Origin of the sequence: Pseudomonas sp. B21-040 (genome assembly GCF_024748695.1) — a bacterium.
In the GTDB taxonomy this organism is placed as follows: Bacteria; Pseudomonadota; Gammaproteobacteria; order Pseudomonadales; family Pseudomonadaceae; genus Aquipseudomonas.
Window position 1 is genome coordinate 5813410 of sequence record NZ_CP087176.1, and the last position, 16114, is coordinate 5829523.

Sequence of the window (16114 nt, forward strand, 5' to 3'; positions counted from 1 at the left end):
AGCTTTTCGACTTGTCGATTGCCGCCCAAAATAGTAAGCAATCCTTTCACCACACCCACAAAAAAGCCGTCACGAGGACGGCTGTCTTGAGTTGCACCCCATCATTACGACTGCTTTCTATGCTCGGTAACGGTCAGCCCCGCATGCCCCCAGTTATCGGTATCCACCTCTTCGATCACGATATGGGTCACTTCCGGAGGCTTGCCGAGGACACGCTGCAGGGTTTCGGTAATTTCAGCGATGACCTGGGCTTTCTGCTCACGGGTAACGCCTTCACGGGTAATACGCACGCTGACGAAAGGCATGATGCTGCTCCTGTCCGGTAATCAAATCTGGATGAAACGCCAGTAAAGCACTGCGGCGGTGATTTCATCTACAGTGTCGGCATTCAGTCCTCATTTGATCCCCGGTGTAATCAATCATGCAGCGAGTCTTCGATGATCTTCAGTTGGGCAGCATCGAACTGTTTTGCCTCGCAGCGGAAGCCGGGAGCTTTACCGCCGCCGCGCTGGTGGCAGGTGTGACGCCGGCCGCCGTCAGCCGTTCGGTGTCGCGCATGGAAGAACGCCTGGGCGTGCGCTTATTCGCGCGCACCACCCGCAGCGTGAAGTTGACTGACAGCGGCCGCCGTTATTACGAAGAATGTCGTCAGGCGCTGGCGCAATTGATCGAGGCTCAGCGCGAGGTCATGGGCCAACAGCAGCAACCGTCCGGCACGTTGCGTATCAGCATTCCAACGACCTATGCGCACCACAGAATTCTGCCGTTGCTGCCGGAATTTCGGGCGCGCTTTCCCGATGTAAAGGTCGAGTCGCACATCAGCAATCGCAACATCGACTTCGTCGGCGAAGGCTATGACATGGCGATTCGCGTGCGGGCCATCCCCGACTCCGGCTTGATCGCCCGTCACCTGGAAGACGCCGAACTGGTGATGATTGCCAGTCCCGAGTACCTCAAGCGCGCTGGCGTTCCACAAACGCTGGATGAGTTGGCGCAACACGAATGCATTCAATACGAATTGCCCAGCAGCGGCCGGCGAATTGCCTGGCTGTTCAATGACAATGGCGTGCCGCGAGAGATTTTGGCCGAGGGCAGTTTCAGTTGCTCGGACGATGTGCTGGGTGGCGTTACCCTGGCCAGACATGGGGCGGGACTGTTTCAGACGTACCGGTTTATCGTCGAAAACGAATTGGCCGATGGCTCTCTGGTGGAGGTGCTCAAGCCTTTCGGCAGGCGTTCGCGGCCGTTCACGTTGCTGTATCCGCAAAGCCGGCACATGCCGCTTCGGTTGAGGGCGTTTATCGACTTTCTGGTCGAACATCTGCCGCGCTGATCGTCGCCACTGTCCGATCACCGCACACAAAACACGACCAACCCGCCTCTTTAATTGACCAAATTAACCAGCTAGTACAATTTATCTCCACAGGCTGATGACACCAGCCGATTCCAAAAATAATAAGTGGAGACTTCCCATGCCCCCTATCGTTCTGGTGCTCAACGGCCCGAACCTGAACCTGCTCGGCACCCGTGAACCGGCAACTTATGGCCACGAAACCCTGGCGGATATCTCGGCGCTGTGCGGCCGCGCCGCCGAAGAGTTCGGCTTGGTCGTGGAATTTCGCCAGACCAACCACGAAGGCGAATTGCTCGACTGGATTCATGCCGCTCGTGGGCGTTGCGCCGGGATTGTGATCAACCCGGCCGCCTGGACTCACACCTCGGTGGCGATCCGCGACGCTCTCGTTGCCAGCGAACTGCCGGTGATCGAAGTTCACCTGTCGAACGTCCACGCCCGCGAGTCGTTCCGGCATCACTCGTTCGTCTCGGCCATCGCCACCGCGGTCATGGCCGGTTTCGGCAGCCACGGCTATCGCCTGGCACTGGAACATTTCAGTCTGAAATTGAAGGGATGAAAGCGATGACTCAGCACAACAGCGTACTGGCCGGGCTGATCGGCGCCGGGATTCAAGCCTCCCGCACACCGGCACTGCACGAGCATGAAGGCGACGCGCAGGGCATGCGTTATCTCTACCGTTTGATCGATCTGGATCAGTTGAAGCTCGACAGCAGCGCCCTGCCCGATTTGCTGTTGGCGGCCGAACGGATGAATTTCACCGGGCTCAACATCACCTTCCCGTGCAAACAGACGATCATCCCGCTGCTCGACGAACTGTCACCAGAAGCCCGCGGCATTGGCGCGGTGAATACCGTGGTCTTGAAAGATGGCAAACGAATCGGCCACAACACTGATTGCCTGGGGTTCGCCGAGGGTTTTCGCCGTGGCCTGAAGGACGTTGCCCGTGAGCGTGTCGTACAAATGGGTGCCGGCGGTGCAGGCGCGGCGGTGGCCCACGCGCTATTGAGCGAAGGTGTACAGCTGTTGAGCATTTTCGATGTGGAGATCAGCCGCGCGCAGGCCTTGGCGGACAACCTCAATCAACATTTCGGGGCCGGTCGCGCGGTGGCCGGGCATGATTTGCCGAGCACTTTGGGCCTGGCTGACGGCTTGGTGAACACCACACCCATGGGCATGAAAAAACTCCCGGGCATGCCCGTGCCGGCGGAGTTGCTTCGCGCCGAATTGTGGGTGGCCGAGATCGTGTACTTTCCGCTGGAAACCGAACTGCTGCGCAACGCCCGAGCCCTCGGTTGCCGGACCCTGGATGGCGGCAACATGGCAGTGTTTCAGGCCGTGAAGGCATTTGAATTGTTCAGCAACGTAGTGCCGGATGCGCAGCGAATGCTGGCGCACTTTCAGAGCATGAAGGGTTGAAGGGGGATAACCCCCTCACACAAGGTCAGGCCTGCAGATAGCGCAACACCGACTCGCAAATCATCTCGCGATGACGCTGCTTGATGGCGTCGTCCGGCAGGTCGATCTGAAAAATCTCACCAAAGGTATGGCGGTTCGACACGCGATAGAAGCAGAACGAACTGATCAGCAAATGCACATCCAGCGGCACGAGCCCCGCGCGGAATAGACCTTCTTCGGCGCCACGACGCAAAATTTCGCCCAGTGAATCGAGGATCGTGTTGTTCATCGCCTTGATCGCATCGGAGCGCTTCACATACTCGGCATTGTGAATGTTCTCGATGCTCACAATGCGCACGAAATCGACATTGCGATCATGGTGATCGAAGGTGAACTCCACCAGGCGCCGGATCGCCTCGACCGGCGCCAGTTCGGTCAGGTGCAAGCGGTTTTCGGTGCTGCGAATGTCTCCGTAGAGTTTTTCCAGCACCTCAACGTACAGCTGCTCCTTGCTGCCGAAGTAGTAGTAGATCATGCGCTTGGAGGTGTGAATGCGCTCGGCGATTGCATCGACGCGAGCACCGGAAAGCCCCTGCTGGACGAACTCGACAATCGCCTCTTGAAGGATGTTTTCGCGGGTCTTTTCCGGGTTGTTTTTGCGGCCCTTGCGCGGCTCGACGATCACATCGTCGGGCACTGCGGAGCGTTCTGAAGTCATTGTCATTACGGGCTCACGGCCATCACTGCACAGGCTGGCGATTATGGGCCGCTGCGCACAGTGAAGGAAGCCGCGTGGCAGCGGTTTGTATCGGCGCTTACGATTTTCCTACAACTTGGCCTGACGGATCGCACCGCTGCGAGATTTGGCCATCGCCGCCAGTCGCACCGCCACGTTCGCTGCGCCGTACCCCGCGTAGCCGTTCTTGCGTTGAATGATTTCAAAGAAGAACCGCCCTTCAAACGGCTCGGTGTACACATGAAACAGTTCGCCGCCCTGAGCATCGCGGTCGTACAAGACGTTGTAATACGCCAGTTCGCTGAGGAACTCGTCATCGAAATCAAACCGTGCGGCGAGGTCATCGTAGTAATTGAGCGGGATGTCCAGCAACGGCACACCCGCCTCCTTGGCCCGGCTGACTTGCGCAAAGATATCGTCGCAATCGAACGCGATGTGATGCACACCGGAGCCGCGATAACTCGACAGCGCGTGTGAGATGGCGGTGTTGCGGTTCTCGGAAATGTTCAGCGGCAAACGGATCGAACTGTCGCGGCTGCGCAGCGCACGGCTTTTTACCAGGCCGTAAGGGTCGGGCAGCACCACTTCATCGTCAGCTTCAAAGTCCAGCAGGCTCTTATAAAACAGCACCCAACTGTCGAGGCTGTCGGCCGGCAATGCCATGGCCATATGGTCGATACGCTTGAGGCCGCCGCTGGCCACGGCGTCGGGGAACAGATGGAAATCGGTGCCATAGACATCGGCGTCTTGATCCACCAGATAGATCAGGCTGCCATCCGGGGCTCGAACCGCCGCCAGTTCCAATTCGTTGGGGCCCACCAGCCCGCGATACGGCTGACCTTTGTAGGCCACGGCCCGGGCCAGCGCACTGGCGCTGTCCTTGACCCGCACGGCCGTCGCGCACAACGACGGGCCATGGGCTTCGAAAAAACTATGGGCAAACGAATACGGTTCGGAGTTGAGGATCAGGTTGATATCGCCCTGACGCAGTAGGCTAACGCTCTTGGAGCGATGCTGCCCGGCCTTGACGAAACCCAACCGTTCCAGCCAATGCGAGAGCTTGGCACCGAGGCTTTCGTCCACTGCAAACTCGAGAAACTCGATGCCGTTGTATTCGCTGGCCTTTGGCGTCTCGAACAAAATGTCGAGGTTGGCCGAGGGCTTGGTTTGCTGCTCCAGACGCTGACGGGTTTTCTCCTCCAGGTACAGCAGCGAACGCAAACCGTCGGCGGCATTGGCCCGAGGCGGCGCGGCACGGAAACCATCGTTGAAGATTTCCAGTGACAGCGGCCCGGTGTAACCGCTCTGGATGATCGGCGCAAGAAAGCCCGGCAGGTCGAATTCACCCTGGCCAGGGAAGCAGCGGAAATGCCGGCTCCACTCCAACACGTCCATGGCCAGGATGGGTGCATCGGCCATTTGCACGAAGAAAATCTTGTCGCCCGGAATTTCGGCGATGGCGCTCGGATCGCCCTTGAGCGACAGCGTGTGAAAGCTGTCCAGCAAGACGCCGAGGCTAGGGTGATCCGCCTGGCGAACGATGTTCCACACCTGTTGATAAGTGTTCACATGCCGGCCCCAGGCCAGGGCTTCGTAACCGATTCGCAGACCACGCGCGCCAGCACGTTCGGCCAGCAGGCGCAAATCGTCGACCAGGATCTGTTCATCACCGACCGAATCAGCCGAGGCGTTACTGCACACCAGCACCAGGTCAGTGCCCAGCTCCTGCATCAAGTCGAATTTGCGCTCGGCCCGCTCGAGGTTGCGTGACAGGCGGTCACGGCGGCAGCCTTCGAAATCCCGGAAGGGTTGAAACAGTGTGATCGCGATCCCGAGATCGGCGCACATCTGTTTGATTTCCCGTGGGCTACCGTCGTAGTAAAGAAGGTCATTCTCGAAAATCTCCACTCCGTCAAAACCGGCGGCGGCAATGGCTTCGAGCTTTTCCGGCAGGGTACCGCTCAAGGAAACGGTGGCAATGGAACGCTGCATATTTCGACTCCCGGTGGTGGAGACACTCTTGTTATCGATATCGCACGCTTCGCTTTATGTAGCAGCTGGCGAAGCCTGCGTTCGGCTGCGCAGCAGTCGTGAAATCGGGCGATGCGGTCTTACAGATAAACCGCATGCGACTGCTTCGCAGCCGAACGCAGGCTTCGCCAGCTGCTACAGGGTCCGCGTTTAACTTGAGGGGAATTATTGGCCTGGCAGAATCGAACAGCAATTCAAAGTGTACTATCCGGTTAGTTTTGCGTGCGATTATCGAACACAATGGCCTTTGGCGAATTGACGATTTTTTGTCCACTGCGCAACATCAACTCCACATTGAGCCCGGTCATGAAACATCGGACTCGGTTACAAAAGACCCAGAACACCACATAAAAACAATCGGTGGCCTACATGATTCCTTCCCAAAGCTCACGCATGGCTCCGGCCATGAGCGTCACTGCCGGCGGCATCGGCGACAAAATCCGCGGCGCCATGGCGGTCGGCAAAACCCGTTGGGGCATGCTGGCGCTGGTGTTCTTCGCGACAACCCTGAACTACATCGACCGCGCCGCCCTGGGCGTCATGCAGCCCATCCTCGCCAAGGAAATGAGCTGGACGGCGATGGACTACGCCAACATCAACTTCTGGTTCCAGGTCGGTTACGCCATCGGTTTCGTGTTGCAGGGCCGCTTGATCGACCGGGTCGGTGTCAAGCGCGTGTTCTTCTGCGCGGTGCTGCTCTGGAGCGTCGCCACCGGTGCCCACGGCCTGGCCACTTCAGCCGTCGGCTTCATGGTCTGCCGTTTCATCCTTGGTTTGACCGAAGCCGCCAACTACCCCGCCTGCGTGAAAACCACCCGCCTGTGGTTCCCGGCCGGTGAACGCGCCGTGGCCACCGGCATCTTCAACGCCGGGACCAACGTCGGTGCGATGTTCACCCCGATGTTGCTGCCGCTGATCCTGCATGTCTGGGGCTGGCAAGCCGCGTTCCTGTGCATGTCGGCACTGGGCGGGATCTGGTTGCTGTTCTGGGGCTTGAAGTACTTCAACCCGGAAGATCACCCGAGCGTCAAACAGTCGGAACTGGACTACATCCAGAAAGAAGTCGAGCCGGAACAAGCCCGCGTGCCGTTCTCGAAAATCCTGCGCATGCGTGGCACCTGGGCCTTCGCCCTCGCCTACTCGATGACCGCGCCGGTGTTCTGGTTCTACCTGTACTGGCTGCCGCCGTTCCTCAATCAGCAATACAACCTGGGAATCAACGTGACCCAGATGGGCATTCCGCTGATCATCATTTACCTGACCGCTGACTTCGGCAGCGTCGGCGGCGGGATCCTCTCCTCGTTCCTGATCGGTCGCGGTATCAACCCGATCAAGGCGCGGTTGATGTCCATGTTCCTGTTCGCCTGCTGCATCGTCGGCGTGGTCATGGCGGCCGGCGCCAGCAATCTGTGGGTCGCAGTGGCCGCCATCTCCCTGGCCATCGGTGCTCACCAGGCCTGGACTGCAAACATCTGGAGCCTGGTGATGGACTACACGCCCAAGCACATGATGAGCACGGTGTTTGGTTTTGGCGGCATGTGCGCAGCCATCGGCGGGATGTTCATGACGCAGTTGGTCGGCCATATCCTGACCGTCACCAACAATAACTACACCGTGTTGTTCACCCTGATCCCGGCGATGTACTTCATCGCGCTGACCTGGATGTACTTCATGGCGCCGCGCAAGATTCCTGCCGTCACCAAATAAAAAAGCTAATCACAATCCCTGTGGGAGCGAGCCTGCTCGCGAAAGCGTTCTGTCATTCAACATTAACGTTGACTGACTTGACGCCTTCGCGAGCAGGCTCGCCCCCACAGGTCGTTCATCGATAGCTGTTTATCGGCGACTCTGTTGCCACGCCGCCGCCAATCCGCTGCAGCAAATCACCGCGATCCCGATCACCGTAGTCAGGGTCGGTGTGTGGGCAAACAGCAGCCAGCCCAGCAGACCGGCAAACACAATCTGGCAATAACCGAACGGCGCCAGCAACGCCGGCGCAGCGTAGCGAAACGCCTGGGTCAGGAACAAGTGAGCCGTCATCCCGCACGCGCCCAACGCGACCATCATCAAGCCATGCCCTAGGCTCGGCACTTGCCAGAAGAACGGCACCAGCGCGCTCATCACCAGGGTGTTGCACAGTCCGGCGAAGAAGTTGCTGGTGGTCGGGCTGTCGATGTTGCTGAGCTTGCGGGTGAGCAATTGATAGAAGCAGAAGAACAGCGCCGAGCAGAGCGGCAGCAGCACCGCTGGCGTGAACAGATCACCGCCGGGGTGGACGATGATCAACACGCCGCTAAATCCACAAATTACCGCGATCCATTGGCCGCGGGTGACGTGTTCCTTCAGCAACGGCACCGACAGCGCGGTGACCAATACCGGCGCAAGAAAGTTGACCGCCGTGGCTTCGGCCAACGGGATGTATTGCAAACCGGTGGTGAAAAACAGACTGGTGCCCAACAGGCACAACGCCCGCATCACTTGCAGCCATGGCCGCTTGGTTCGCAGTACGCGCAATCCGGATTGCGGCAGGAAAATCCCCGCCATCAACAAGGTGTGAACCACATAGCGCGCCCAAACCACCATGACGATCGGATAGAAACCGGAGAGGTATTTGGACAGGGCGTCGTGACTGGAGAAGAGGAACGTGGCGACGACGATCAGCAAAATCCCTTTGAAGGGCTGGTTTACGCCGGAGAGCGGAGTGCTGACGGTCATGGGGTTCCCTTGTGCCTGGCGAATTCCAATAATTTAGAACCTGGTTCCAGATTCCAATACAAGCATAGGCCGAAAGTGTTCGAACATCGCACGGTTTCACTGTGGGAGCGGGCTTGCTCGCGATAGCCATTCATCATTCAACATTGATGTCGACTGACACTCCGCCATCGCGAGCAAGCTCCCACAATGGATGGGTGGTGTGTTCGAATCAGCTGAACAACTCTGAAGCAAGGCTCGCCGCCGACAACTCCTCGGTATACCTCAACAACAGCGGCGCCAACTCATGCAACCGAGCACCCGGCATACGTGCGCTCGGCCCGGCGATGCTCAGCACCCCCATCACCCGCCCCTCGCTCGGATGGCGCACCACGGCAGCAATCGCCGAGGTGCCCACCGCCGAACTCTCTTCAACCCAGGCATAACCCTGCTCACGCGCCAGACGCAAGCGCTCCAGCAGTTCAATGTTGGAACGCGGCGCATTCGGCCCCAGGTCTTTGGGCCGCTCCCCGCCCTGGCGTTCTACCAGCGACAACGCCTCGGCATCGCTCATGCACGCCAGCCAGGCGTGGCCCGATGCGGTGTAGAACAACGGCGCATCGCGGCCCATGTCCGGGTCGTAACGCAGGCCGGACCGGGCACCTTGCGACTTGGCGATCCAGATCTGCCGCTCGCCTTCAATGACGCCCAGGCGCACCAGTTCACCGGTCTCCTGCGCGAGGCGATCCAGCACTGGCTGCACGATATCGGCGCCGCTGCCCGAGAGATAACGAAACCCCATCGCGATCAATTTAGTGGTCAGGTGATAGCGCAGGTTCTCTGGATTCTGTCGCACATAGCCCAACCGAATCAGCTCGGCGAGCAAGCGATGGGTCGCGCTTTTCGGGATGTCCAGTTGTTCCGCCAGGGTCTGCATCGGCAGTCCGCGCGGGTCACTGGTAAGGCTTTCCAGCACGCTGAAAACACGTTCGATCTGACTGCCGGCCATGGGAGGTTCCACACACAATTTGCCTGATTCTAGAAGATGAACCCGGTAATGCGAAATCTGGAACTCGTCGATCGCCAGGTTCATTCGATAAAAACCCGGCACCTGACGGAATTCGATGGGGAGTCCACGTTCATACAAGTCTGGAATACTGCAGGCGAACGCCGGGAATAGCCGAAACCCGGACGATCGGACTGGCGCCGCTCCCTCACACCAGCAACACTCACCCCCACGGACAATCAGAGGATTCCCACATGCTATGGAAAAAAGGCCGACGCAGCGACAACGTGGTCGATGCCCGTGGCGATGATGCCGGCGGTGGCGGTGGGGGCGGAGTGCGTTTCGGTGGCGGCAAGGGCTTGAGCCTGACCGCGATCATTCTGATTGTCGGCATCGGCTGGATCACGGGCCAGGATCCGCTACAAATCCTCGGACAACTCACGGGTCAAATGAGCGAGCAATCGGCGCCAGCCACTAACCAGACCCGCAAGGCGCCACCGGCAAACGATGAGGGCGCCGAATTCGTCCGCTCGATCCTCGGTGACACCGAAGACACGTGGGGTCAGATTTTCCAGCAGGCAGGTCGGCAATATAAGGACCCGACGCTGGTGCTGTTCAGCAATCGCGTCAACTCCGCCTGCGGTCTGGCGACGTCGGCAACCGGCCCGTTCTATTGCCCGGCGGACCAGAAGGTCTACCTGGACATGGCGTTCTTCCAGGAAATGTCGCAACGCTTTTCCGCCGCCGGTGACTTCGCGCAGGCCTACGTGATTGCTCACGAAGTCGGACATCACGTTCAGACCTTGCTCGGCGTTTCAGCGAAAATTCAGGCAGCCCGTGCCCAAGGCCGGCAAATGGAAGGCGATGGCGGCTTGCTCGTGCGCCAGGAACTGCAAGCGGATTGCCTGGCCGGGGTGTGGGCCAACAACGCGCAGAAACGTCTGAACTGGCTGGAACCGGGCGACATCGAAGAAGCCTTGAACGCCGCCAACGCCATCGGCGACGACCGCTTGCAGCAGCAAGGTCAGGGTCGCGTGGTGCCGGACTCGTTTACCCATGGCACATCAGCGCAAAGGGTGCGCTGGTTCAAAACCGGATTTGCGCAAGGCCAGGTGGGCCAGTGCGATACCTTTGCGGCGAAAAATTTGTAAATGAATAAGTGGCTGTTAGCTCTACTGTTTACCTGTGCAACAACCCAGGCCGCCGAGCATGCGGTCAAGGCAGTAAGCCCCGGTCGGCTGTTGCTCAAAGAAGGCGAGATGGCGGTGGGCATCGGCCCGGCTCCGGCGAAAATCGAACGTGTGCTGATCATCCTCCATGGTCGCTTGCGCAACGCAGAAACCTATCGGCAAAGCGCCGAGCAAGCGGCAGAGTGGGCGGGCCAAAGTGCATCCACGCTGGTGATCGCCCCGCAATTTCTCAATGAAACCGACGTAGCACTGCATCCCGTGGCAGACACTGTGTTGCGCTGGCAGGGCAATGACTGGATGGCGGGCGGGATGTCCACCGCGCCCTTTGCGGTGAGTTCCTATGCGGCGCTGGATCAAATCATCGCGAGGGTCAGTGATCGCCAGCAGTTTCCGGACTTGAAAGAGATCGTCATCGCCGGACATTCCGGTGGCGCCCAGGTCGTCCAGCGTTATGCATTGCTCGCTCACGAGCAACCGGAGCTGTCGGCCGCAGGCATTAAGGTTCGCTATGTTGTCGCCAACCCTTCCTCGTACGCGTATTTCGATGAGCGTCGGCCCGTGGTGTTCAACCACGCGAACTGTCCGGGGTTCAATCGCTGGAAGTATGGTCTGATAGATTTACCCCTCTATGGCAGTGGGCAAACGTCACCGCAGATTGAAGGCAATTACGTCAAACGTGACGTGACTTATCTGCTCGGGCAGCAAGACATCGACCCGCAACAGCCTGCACTGGACAAGGGGTGTGAAGCAGAGGCCCAAGGCGCGAATCGCCTGGCTCGTGGGCACTTTTACTTTGATTATCTGCTGCGTCGCAATCCGCGAGGAGTGAACCAGCGACTGGTTGAAGTGCCAGGCGTCGGGCATAACGGGGATGAAATGTTGACTTCGCCGGAGGGGATCAAGGCGTTGTTTGGGCAGTGAGTGTAGGGGGGCCTGAGCTGACGCCATCGCGGTCAAGCCCGGCTCCCACCGTAGATTTTTAGCAGGCGCCTGCTCGCGAAGAGGCCCTCAAGCCAACAGCATCTGCCGCAACACCACACAATCCGCCGCATGCCAGTCCGTCAGTTCCGGCCACGGGTTATCCGGCAGATTCACCAACACCGTCCGTGCCCCTGCCGCTCGCCCGCAATCGAGATCAAAGCGGTAATCACCGACCATCACCATTTCGCTAGCGGGCACCTTCCAGGCCTCGGCCAGTTTCAGCAAACCACCGGGATGCGGCTTGGGCGGCGCTTCATCACGCCCCAGCACATCCTCCACCGCGAAGCAGTCGGCCAGGCCAATCGCCTCCAGCGTCACATGCGCCAACTCCCGGGCATTGCGCGTGAGAATCCCCAGGCGATAGCCGCGCCCGGCCAATTCTCGCACCAGCTCCACGGCACCCGGCGCCGGCTTCGAACCCAGCGCCAGATCACGTTCATGCTCCAGCAGCCACGCATGTTTAGCCGCCGCTTCATCGGCCGGCAGTGCGGCGAGGTGGGTCAGGATGTCGTCTTCAGCCGGGATCGCCAACGCCACGCGAATCGCCGCGAAGTCATGCACGGCCACCGTCAGGGTGCCGTCCATGTCGAACACCCAGTGACGCACCTCGGCCAGGCTCATGCCCAATCCTTGCGATGACGAATCAGGCCTTCCTGCGTGACCGAGGCCACCAGTTGTCCTGCACGGTTGAACACGCTGCCACGGTTGAAGCCACGGGAATTACCGGCCCAAGGGCTGTCCATCGCGTAGAGCAACCAGTCATCTGCGCGCAGGTCCTGATGGAACCACAGCGCGTGATCGAGGCTGGCGACCTGCATGTCTTTGTGCCAGACCGATTTGCCATGAGGTTGCATCGAGGTGACCAACAGACCGAAGTCCGAGGCATAGGCCAGCAGGTATTTGTGCAGCGCCGGCGAGTCAGCCAGCGCACCGTCGGCGCGAAACCAGACGTACTTGATCGGATCGGATGGCAGTGGGTTGTAGGGATCTTTTTCGGTCACCGGACGGAATTCGATCGGTTTCGGGCACAGCAGCTTTTCGCGCATGTGCTCGGGGATCAGGTGCGCGTGCCTCTTGGTGATTTCCAGCTCCGTCGGCAGATTTTCCGGGCCGACCACTTGTGGCATTTCGGTCTGGTGCTGGAAGCCTTCTTCGTCGTACTGGAACGAGGCGCTGCAGGTGAAAATCGGATTGCCCTTCTGGATCGCCGTCACCCGGCGCGTGCTGAAACTGCCGCCATCGCGCACCCGGTCCACTTGATAAACCACGGGCAACGCGGAATCGCCCGGTCGCAGGAAATACCCGTGCATGGAATGCACATGCCGGGCTGCTTCAACCGTCTGACTGGCTGCCGACAGCGACTGACCGATCACCTGACCGCCGAACAACTGGCGAAAACCCAGGTCCTGGCTGCGGCCGCGGAACAGGTTTTCTTCGATCGGTTCCAGGGTCAGCAGGTCGACCAGATCATCCAACACTTGGCTCATTCAGACTCTCCTCACACAAAACATTGCCGCGCAGTCTTGGCTGGCACGGTCGATACACTTTCGGGACAGGCCCCATGGGCGCCATTGTAAACGTGCGCGCCGGCTTATCCATGCAAGGTTTGCAGCCATTGTTCACGGGTGATGCGGTAAAGCACATGGTGACGCAAGGGATGATCGGCCGCGAGCCTGGGATGCTCAAAGTCATCGGCTGAATCATGGTGCATGCCGATGGCCTGCATGACTTTCTCGGAGGGCGTGTTGTTTTTGGCGGTGAAGGACACGACCTCGGTCAGCGCCAACCGGTCAAACCCGCAACGCAGAGCGGTCCATGCCGCTTCACTGGCATACCCCAGGCCCCAATGTTCACGGGCCAGGCGCCAGCCGATTTCGGTCGCGGGGGTAAATGGTGCGTCGAAGCCCACCACACCCAGCCCGGTAAATCCGATGAATTGGCCAGTGTCTTTGCGTTGCAGTGCCCACAGGCCGAAACCATGCTCGGCAAAATGCCCGCGAATACGCCCGATCAGCGAGGCACTTTCCAGACGGCTCAACGGTGCCGGAAAATATCGCATCACCTGCGGGTCGGCGCACATCGCCGCAAATTCCGGCAAATCCTCATCGCGCCACTGCCGCAACAGCAGTCGCGCACTTTCGAGTTGCAGTATTGGCTCCATGGTGCCCCCCTGTTTCCATGCCGCAAGTCTACATCGCTGGTAGGATCCTTCTCTCATTCCTGTATGAAATCATCATGCCGCTGCCGCTGATTTATCACGAAGACTACAGCCCCGAGTTCCCGGCGGATCACCGCTTCCCCATGGACAAGTTTCGCCTGCTGCGCGATCACCTGGTGGACAGCGGCCTGACCAAGGACGCCGATCTGTTGCGCCCGCAGCTCTGCCCCTCGGACATACTCGCCCTCGCCCATGACACTGCCTATATCGAACGCTACATGAGTGGCGAGTTGTCCCGTGAAGACCAACGTCGCCTCGGCCTGCCCTGGAGCGAAGCCCTGGCGCGACGCACGGTGCGCGCGGTAGGCGGTTCATTGCTGGCGGCGGAACAGGCGCTGGAGCACGGTCTGGCCTGTCACCTGGCGGGCGGCACGCATCACGCCCATTACGACTACCCGGCCGGGTTCTGCATTTTCAACGACCTGGCGGTGATCAGCCGTTACCTGCTGGAAAGTGGCCGAGTGAATCGGGTGCTGATCTTTGACTGCGACGTGCATCAGGGCGACGGAACTGCACGTATCCTGCACAACACCCCGGACGCAGTGACGGTTTCCCTGCATTGCGAAAAGAATTTTCCTGCACGCAAAGCCGAAAGTGACTGGGACATCCCGCTGCCCAAAGGCATGGGCGATGCCGACTACCTGAACGTGGTCGACGATGCGCTCAACTATTTGCTGCCGCTCTATCAACCGGACCTGGTGCTGTATGACGCAGGGGTCGATGTGCATAAGGACGACGCACTGGGTTACTTGAAGCTGACGGACGAAGGCGTGGCGGCGCGAGATGAAAGCGTGATGCGCCATTGCCTGGGCCGGGATATTCCGGTGGTCGGAGTGATTGGCGGCGGTTACAGCAAGGACCGCAAAGCCCTGGCACGCCGGCACGGCATCCTGCATCACAGCGCTCAACGGGTCTGGCAGTCATCAGGTTGTCACTGAGTCGTGAGCCTTTACCCACAATGCCTGTGGAACTGCCTGTGGATAACCTGAGTGAAAGGGCCTGCAGCCCATACCAGGCATGGGCTACAACTTGATGATTGTTTTTTGAACAGCTCTTCTGAAACCATCGAAGATCAACTGTGGGAGCGGGCTTGCCCGCGATGAGGCCGGCAAATTCAAAGTCTTTGTTGACTGACACTCCGCTATCGCGGGCAAGTCGGATCGCCGCACCGCCACTCCCACAGTAATTGGGTACTGCTAGAATGCGCGGCTATTCCGCCACACTGCAGCGCTCATCATGACCCAGCCGTCGAATCCACCCTCCCCTCAAGTCGCCATCATCGGCGGTGGCCCTGCCGGCCTGATGGCGGCGGAAGTCCTGAGCCAGGCCGGGATCAAGGTCGACCTCTACGACGGCATGCCTTCAGTGGGACGAAAATTCCTGCTGGCCGGTGTCGGCGGCATGAACATCACCCACTCCGAAGCCTATCCGGCGTTTCTTTCGCGCTACGCCGAGCGCGCCCCGCAGATTGCACCGCTGCTGCGCTCCTTTGGCGCCGACGCGCTGTGCCAATGGATTCATGACCTGGGTATCGAAACCTTTGTCGGCAGTTCCGGCCGGGTGTTTCCGACCGACATGAAAGCCGCGCCGCTGTTGCGGGCCTGGCTCAAACGCCTGCGAGACGCCGGCGTAGTTATCCACACCCGCCACCGCTGGCTCGGCTGGAATACCGATGGCAGCCTGAGAGTCTCAAGTCCCGAGGGTGAAAAAAACCTGGCGCCGGACGCCACGCTGCTGGCCCTCGGTGGCGGCAGTTGGTCGCGCCTGGGTTCGGACGGTGCCTGGATGCTGCCACTGGATCAGCGCGGCGTAGGATTGGCGCCATTGCAACCGAGTAATTGCGGCTTCGAGGTGCAGGCCTGGAGCGAACTGATGGTCAGTAAATTCGCCGGCGCCCCGCTGAAAAACATCGCCATCGGCCTCAATGACGACGTTCCACGGCTCGGCGAATGCGTGATCACCGCCACCGGGATTGAAGGCAGTTTGATCTACGCCCTCTCGGCACCGATTCGCGATGCCATCAACCAGCACGGCTGCGCAACTATTCATCTCGACCTGCTGCCCGGCAGGCCTGTGGATAAAGTGCAGGCGGCACTGAGCAAACCTCGCGGTTCACGCTCGATGGCCAAACACCTGCACAGTCAGCTGGGCATTGATGGGGTCAAAGCAGCGTTACTGCGTGAACAGACCCCGGCCGACTGCTTCAGCGACACGGCGCTGCTGGCCAAAGCGATCAAGGCGTTGCCACTGACGCTGGTAAAAACCCGTCCACTGGACGAAGCCATCAGCAGTGCTGGCGGTGTGTTGTTCGAGTCAATGGATGAGCGATTGATGCTCAAGCAAATGCCTGGCGTGTTCTGCGCGGGGGAGATGCTGGACTGGGAAGCGCCGACGGGCGGCTACCTGCTGACCGCGTGTTTCGCCAGCGGGCGTGCGGCGGGGATGGGGATGGTGGAGTGGTTGAAACACCGCCACGGATAATCGTTCCCACGCGGGGCGTGGTAACGCA

16 protein-coding genes are annotated in these 16114 nt (G+C 59.7%); 8 read left to right on the forward strand and 8 right to left on the reverse strand.

Translation table 11 applies throughout. The features are described 5' to 3' along the window. Positions 1 to 104: 104 nt before the first annotated feature. The gene (locus LOY55_RS26605) at positions 105 to 305 is read right to left on the reverse strand and encodes a 4-oxalocrotonate tautomerase family protein (protein ID WP_046028630.1); all 201 of its coding nucleotides are present in this window, start codon (positions 303 to 305) and stop codon (positions 105 to 107) included. A gap of 116 nt (positions 306 to 421) precedes the next feature. Here LOY55_RS26605 and LOY55_RS26610 point away from each other — a divergent pair, with 116 nt between their 5' ends. The 3 genes from LOY55_RS26610 to LOY55_RS26620 all read left to right on the forward strand — a co-directional run bounded on the left by LOY55_RS26610 (position 422) and on the right by LOY55_RS26620 (position 2773). Further along, a complete protein-coding gene (locus LOY55_RS26610) occupies positions 422 to 1333 on the forward strand; it encodes a LysR family transcriptional regulator (protein ID WP_046028632.1) in 912 nt (303 codons plus the stop codon). Between the two features lie 139 nt (positions 1334 to 1472). Beyond that, positions 1473 to 1913: a type II 3-dehydroquinate dehydratase gene (gene aroQ / locus LOY55_RS26615; RefSeq protein WP_046028638.1), complete on the forward strand. Its 441-nt coding sequence runs from the start codon at positions 1473 to 1475 to the stop codon at positions 1911 to 1913. Positions 1914 to 1918: 5 nt separating this feature from the next. Next, entirely contained in the window at positions 1919 to 2773 is an 855-nt protein-coding gene (locus tag LOY55_RS26620; RefSeq protein WP_046028866.1) for a shikimate dehydrogenase, read from the forward strand. A 25-nt stretch (positions 2774 to 2798) separates the two neighbouring features. Here LOY55_RS26620 and LOY55_RS26625 read toward each other — a convergent pair whose 3' ends face one another. Together LOY55_RS26625 and quiC are read right to left on the reverse strand one after the other, a co-directional pair. Further along, complete coding sequence (locus LOY55_RS26625) at positions 2799 to 3476, reverse strand: TetR/AcrR family transcriptional regulator (protein WP_046028640.1); 678 nt, start codon at positions 3474 to 3476, stop codon at positions 2799 to 2801. A gap of 102 nt (positions 3477 to 3578) precedes the next feature. Further along, complete coding sequence (gene quiC / locus LOY55_RS26630; protein ID WP_046028641.1) at positions 3579 to 5480, reverse strand: 3-dehydroshikimate dehydratase QuiC; 1902 nt, start codon at positions 5478 to 5480, stop codon at positions 3579 to 3581. A gap of 408 nt (positions 5481 to 5888) precedes the next feature. On the opposite strand from quiC, the gene LOY55_RS26635 reads away from it, so the two are divergent. After that, positions 5889 to 7226 carry an MFS transporter gene (locus LOY55_RS26635; protein WP_109786323.1) on the forward strand — a complete coding sequence of 446 codons (1338 nt, stop codon included), beginning with the start codon at positions 5889 to 5891 and terminating at the stop codon, positions 7224 to 7226. Between the two features lie 129 nt (positions 7227 to 7355). Here the strand turns inward: LOY55_RS26635 and LOY55_RS26640 are convergent, their stop codons facing one another. Both LOY55_RS26640 and LOY55_RS26645 read right to left on the reverse strand, forming a co-directional pair. Then, positions 7356 to 8234, reverse strand: a complete 879-nt coding sequence (locus tag LOY55_RS26640) for a DMT family transporter (protein ID WP_046028645.1) — start codon at positions 8232 to 8234, stop codon at positions 7356 to 7358. Positions 8235 to 8442: 208 nt separating this feature from the next. Further along, complete coding sequence (locus tag LOY55_RS26645) at positions 8443 to 9219, reverse strand: IclR family transcriptional regulator (RefSeq protein WP_077431228.1); 777 nt, start codon at positions 9217 to 9219, stop codon at positions 8443 to 8445. 251 nt (positions 9220 to 9470) lie between these two features. Between LOY55_RS26645 and LOY55_RS26650 the strand changes: the two genes are divergently transcribed. Continuing rightward, a complete protein-coding gene (locus LOY55_RS26650; RefSeq protein ID WP_223522714.1) occupies positions 9471 to 10367 on the forward strand; it encodes a neutral zinc metallopeptidase in 897 nt (298 codons plus the stop codon). After that, on the forward strand, positions 10368 to 11327 hold the full coding sequence (locus tag LOY55_RS26655; RefSeq protein WP_223522713.1) for an alpha/beta hydrolase: 960 nt from the start codon (positions 10368 to 10370) through the stop codon (positions 11325 to 11327). 87 nt (positions 11328 to 11414) lie between these two features. On the opposite strand, the gene LOY55_RS26660 is transcribed toward LOY55_RS26655, so the two are convergent. The 3 genes from LOY55_RS26660 to LOY55_RS26670 all read right to left on the reverse strand — a co-directional run bounded on the left by LOY55_RS26660 (position 11415) and on the right by LOY55_RS26670 (position 13548). Next, positions 11415 to 12008 carry an HAD family hydrolase gene (locus LOY55_RS26660; protein WP_223522712.1) on the reverse strand — a complete coding sequence of 198 codons (594 nt, stop codon included), beginning with the start codon at positions 12006 to 12008 and terminating at the stop codon, positions 11415 to 11417. Beyond that, positions 12005 to 12874 (reverse strand): acyl-CoA thioesterase II, encoded by an 870-nt coding sequence (tesB, locus tag LOY55_RS26665; protein WP_077431226.1) that lies wholly within the window; start codon positions 12872 to 12874, stop codon positions 12005 to 12007. Before tesB ends, LOY55_RS26660 begins: the two co-directional genes overlap by 4 nt. 104 nt (positions 12875 to 12978) lie before the next feature. Further along, on the reverse strand, positions 12979 to 13548 hold the full coding sequence (locus tag LOY55_RS26670; RefSeq protein WP_046028662.1) for a GNAT family N-acetyltransferase: 570 nt from the start codon (positions 13546 to 13548) through the stop codon (positions 12979 to 12981). A gap of 74 nt (positions 13549 to 13622) precedes the next feature. Here LOY55_RS26670 and LOY55_RS26675 point away from each other — a divergent pair, with 74 nt between their 5' ends. Continuing rightward, positions 13623 to 14543, forward strand: coding sequence for a histone deacetylase (locus tag LOY55_RS26675; RefSeq protein WP_109786324.1), 921 nt, complete (start codon positions 13623 to 13625; stop codon positions 14541 to 14543). A gap of 298 nt (positions 14544 to 14841) precedes the next feature. After that, positions 14842 to 16086 carry a TIGR03862 family flavoprotein gene (locus tag LOY55_RS26680; protein WP_258667119.1) on the forward strand — a complete coding sequence of 415 codons (1245 nt, stop codon included), beginning with the start codon at positions 14842 to 14844 and terminating at the stop codon, positions 16084 to 16086. Positions 16087 to 16114 lie beyond the last annotated feature (28 nt).

Bases quoted from the DNA above. Each gene is read 5' to 3' on its own strand.
- LOY55_RS26645 (WP_077431228.1), bottom strand. From the start codon at position 9,219: ATGGCCGGCAGTCAGATCGAACGTGTTTTCAGCGTGCTGGAAAGCCTT.
- quiC (WP_046028641.1), bottom strand. From the start codon at position 5,480: ATGCAGCGTTCCATTGCCACCGTTTCCTTGAGCGGTACCCTGCCGGAA.
- LOY55_RS26680 (WP_258667119.1), top strand. From the start codon at position 14,842: ATGACCCAGCCGTCGAATCCACCCTCCCCTCAAGTCGCCATCATCGGC.
- tesB (WP_077431226.1), bottom strand. From the start codon at position 12,874: ATGAGCCAAGTGTTGGATGATCTGGTCGACCTGCTGACCCTGGAACCG.
- LOY55_RS26640 (WP_046028645.1), bottom strand. From the start codon at position 8,234: ATGACCGTCAGCACTCCGCTCTCCGGCGTAAACCAGCCCTTCAAAGGG.
- LOY55_RS26635 (WP_109786323.1), top strand. From the start codon at position 5,889: ATGATTCCTTCCCAAAGCTCACGCATGGCTCCGGCCATGAGCGTCACT.
- LOY55_RS26625 (WP_046028640.1), bottom strand. From the start codon at position 3,476: ATGACAATGACTTCAGAACGCTCCGCAGTGCCCGACGATGTGATCGTC.
- LOY55_RS26605 (WP_046028630.1), bottom strand. From the start codon at position 305: ATGCCTTTCGTCAGCGTGCGTATTACCCGTGAAGGCGTTACCCGTGAG.
- LOY55_RS26650 (WP_223522714.1), top strand. From the start codon at position 9,471: ATGCTATGGAAAAAAGGCCGACGCAGCGACAACGTGGTCGATGCCCGT.
- LOY55_RS26610 (WP_046028632.1), top strand. From the start codon at position 422: ATGCAGCGAGTCTTCGATGATCTTCAGTTGGGCAGCATCGAACTGTTT.
- LOY55_RS26660 (WP_223522712.1), bottom strand. From the start codon at position 12,008: ATGAGCCTGGCCGAGGTGCGTCACTGGGTGTTCGACATGGACGGCACC.
- LOY55_RS26670 (WP_046028662.1), bottom strand. From the start codon at position 13,548: ATGGAGCCAATACTGCAACTCGAAAGTGCGCGACTGCTGTTGCGGCAG.
- LOY55_RS26620 (WP_046028866.1), top strand. From the start codon at position 1,919: ATGACTCAGCACAACAGCGTACTGGCCGGGCTGATCGGCGCCGGGATT.
- LOY55_RS26675 (WP_109786324.1), top strand. From the start codon at position 13,623: ATGCCGCTGCCGCTGATTTATCACGAAGACTACAGCCCCGAGTTCCCG.
- LOY55_RS26655 (WP_223522713.1), top strand. From the start codon at position 10,368: ATGAATAAGTGGCTGTTAGCTCTACTGTTTACCTGTGCAACAACCCAG.
- aroQ (WP_046028638.1), top strand. From the start codon at position 1,473: ATGCCCCCTATCGTTCTGGTGCTCAACGGCCCGAACCTGAACCTGCTC.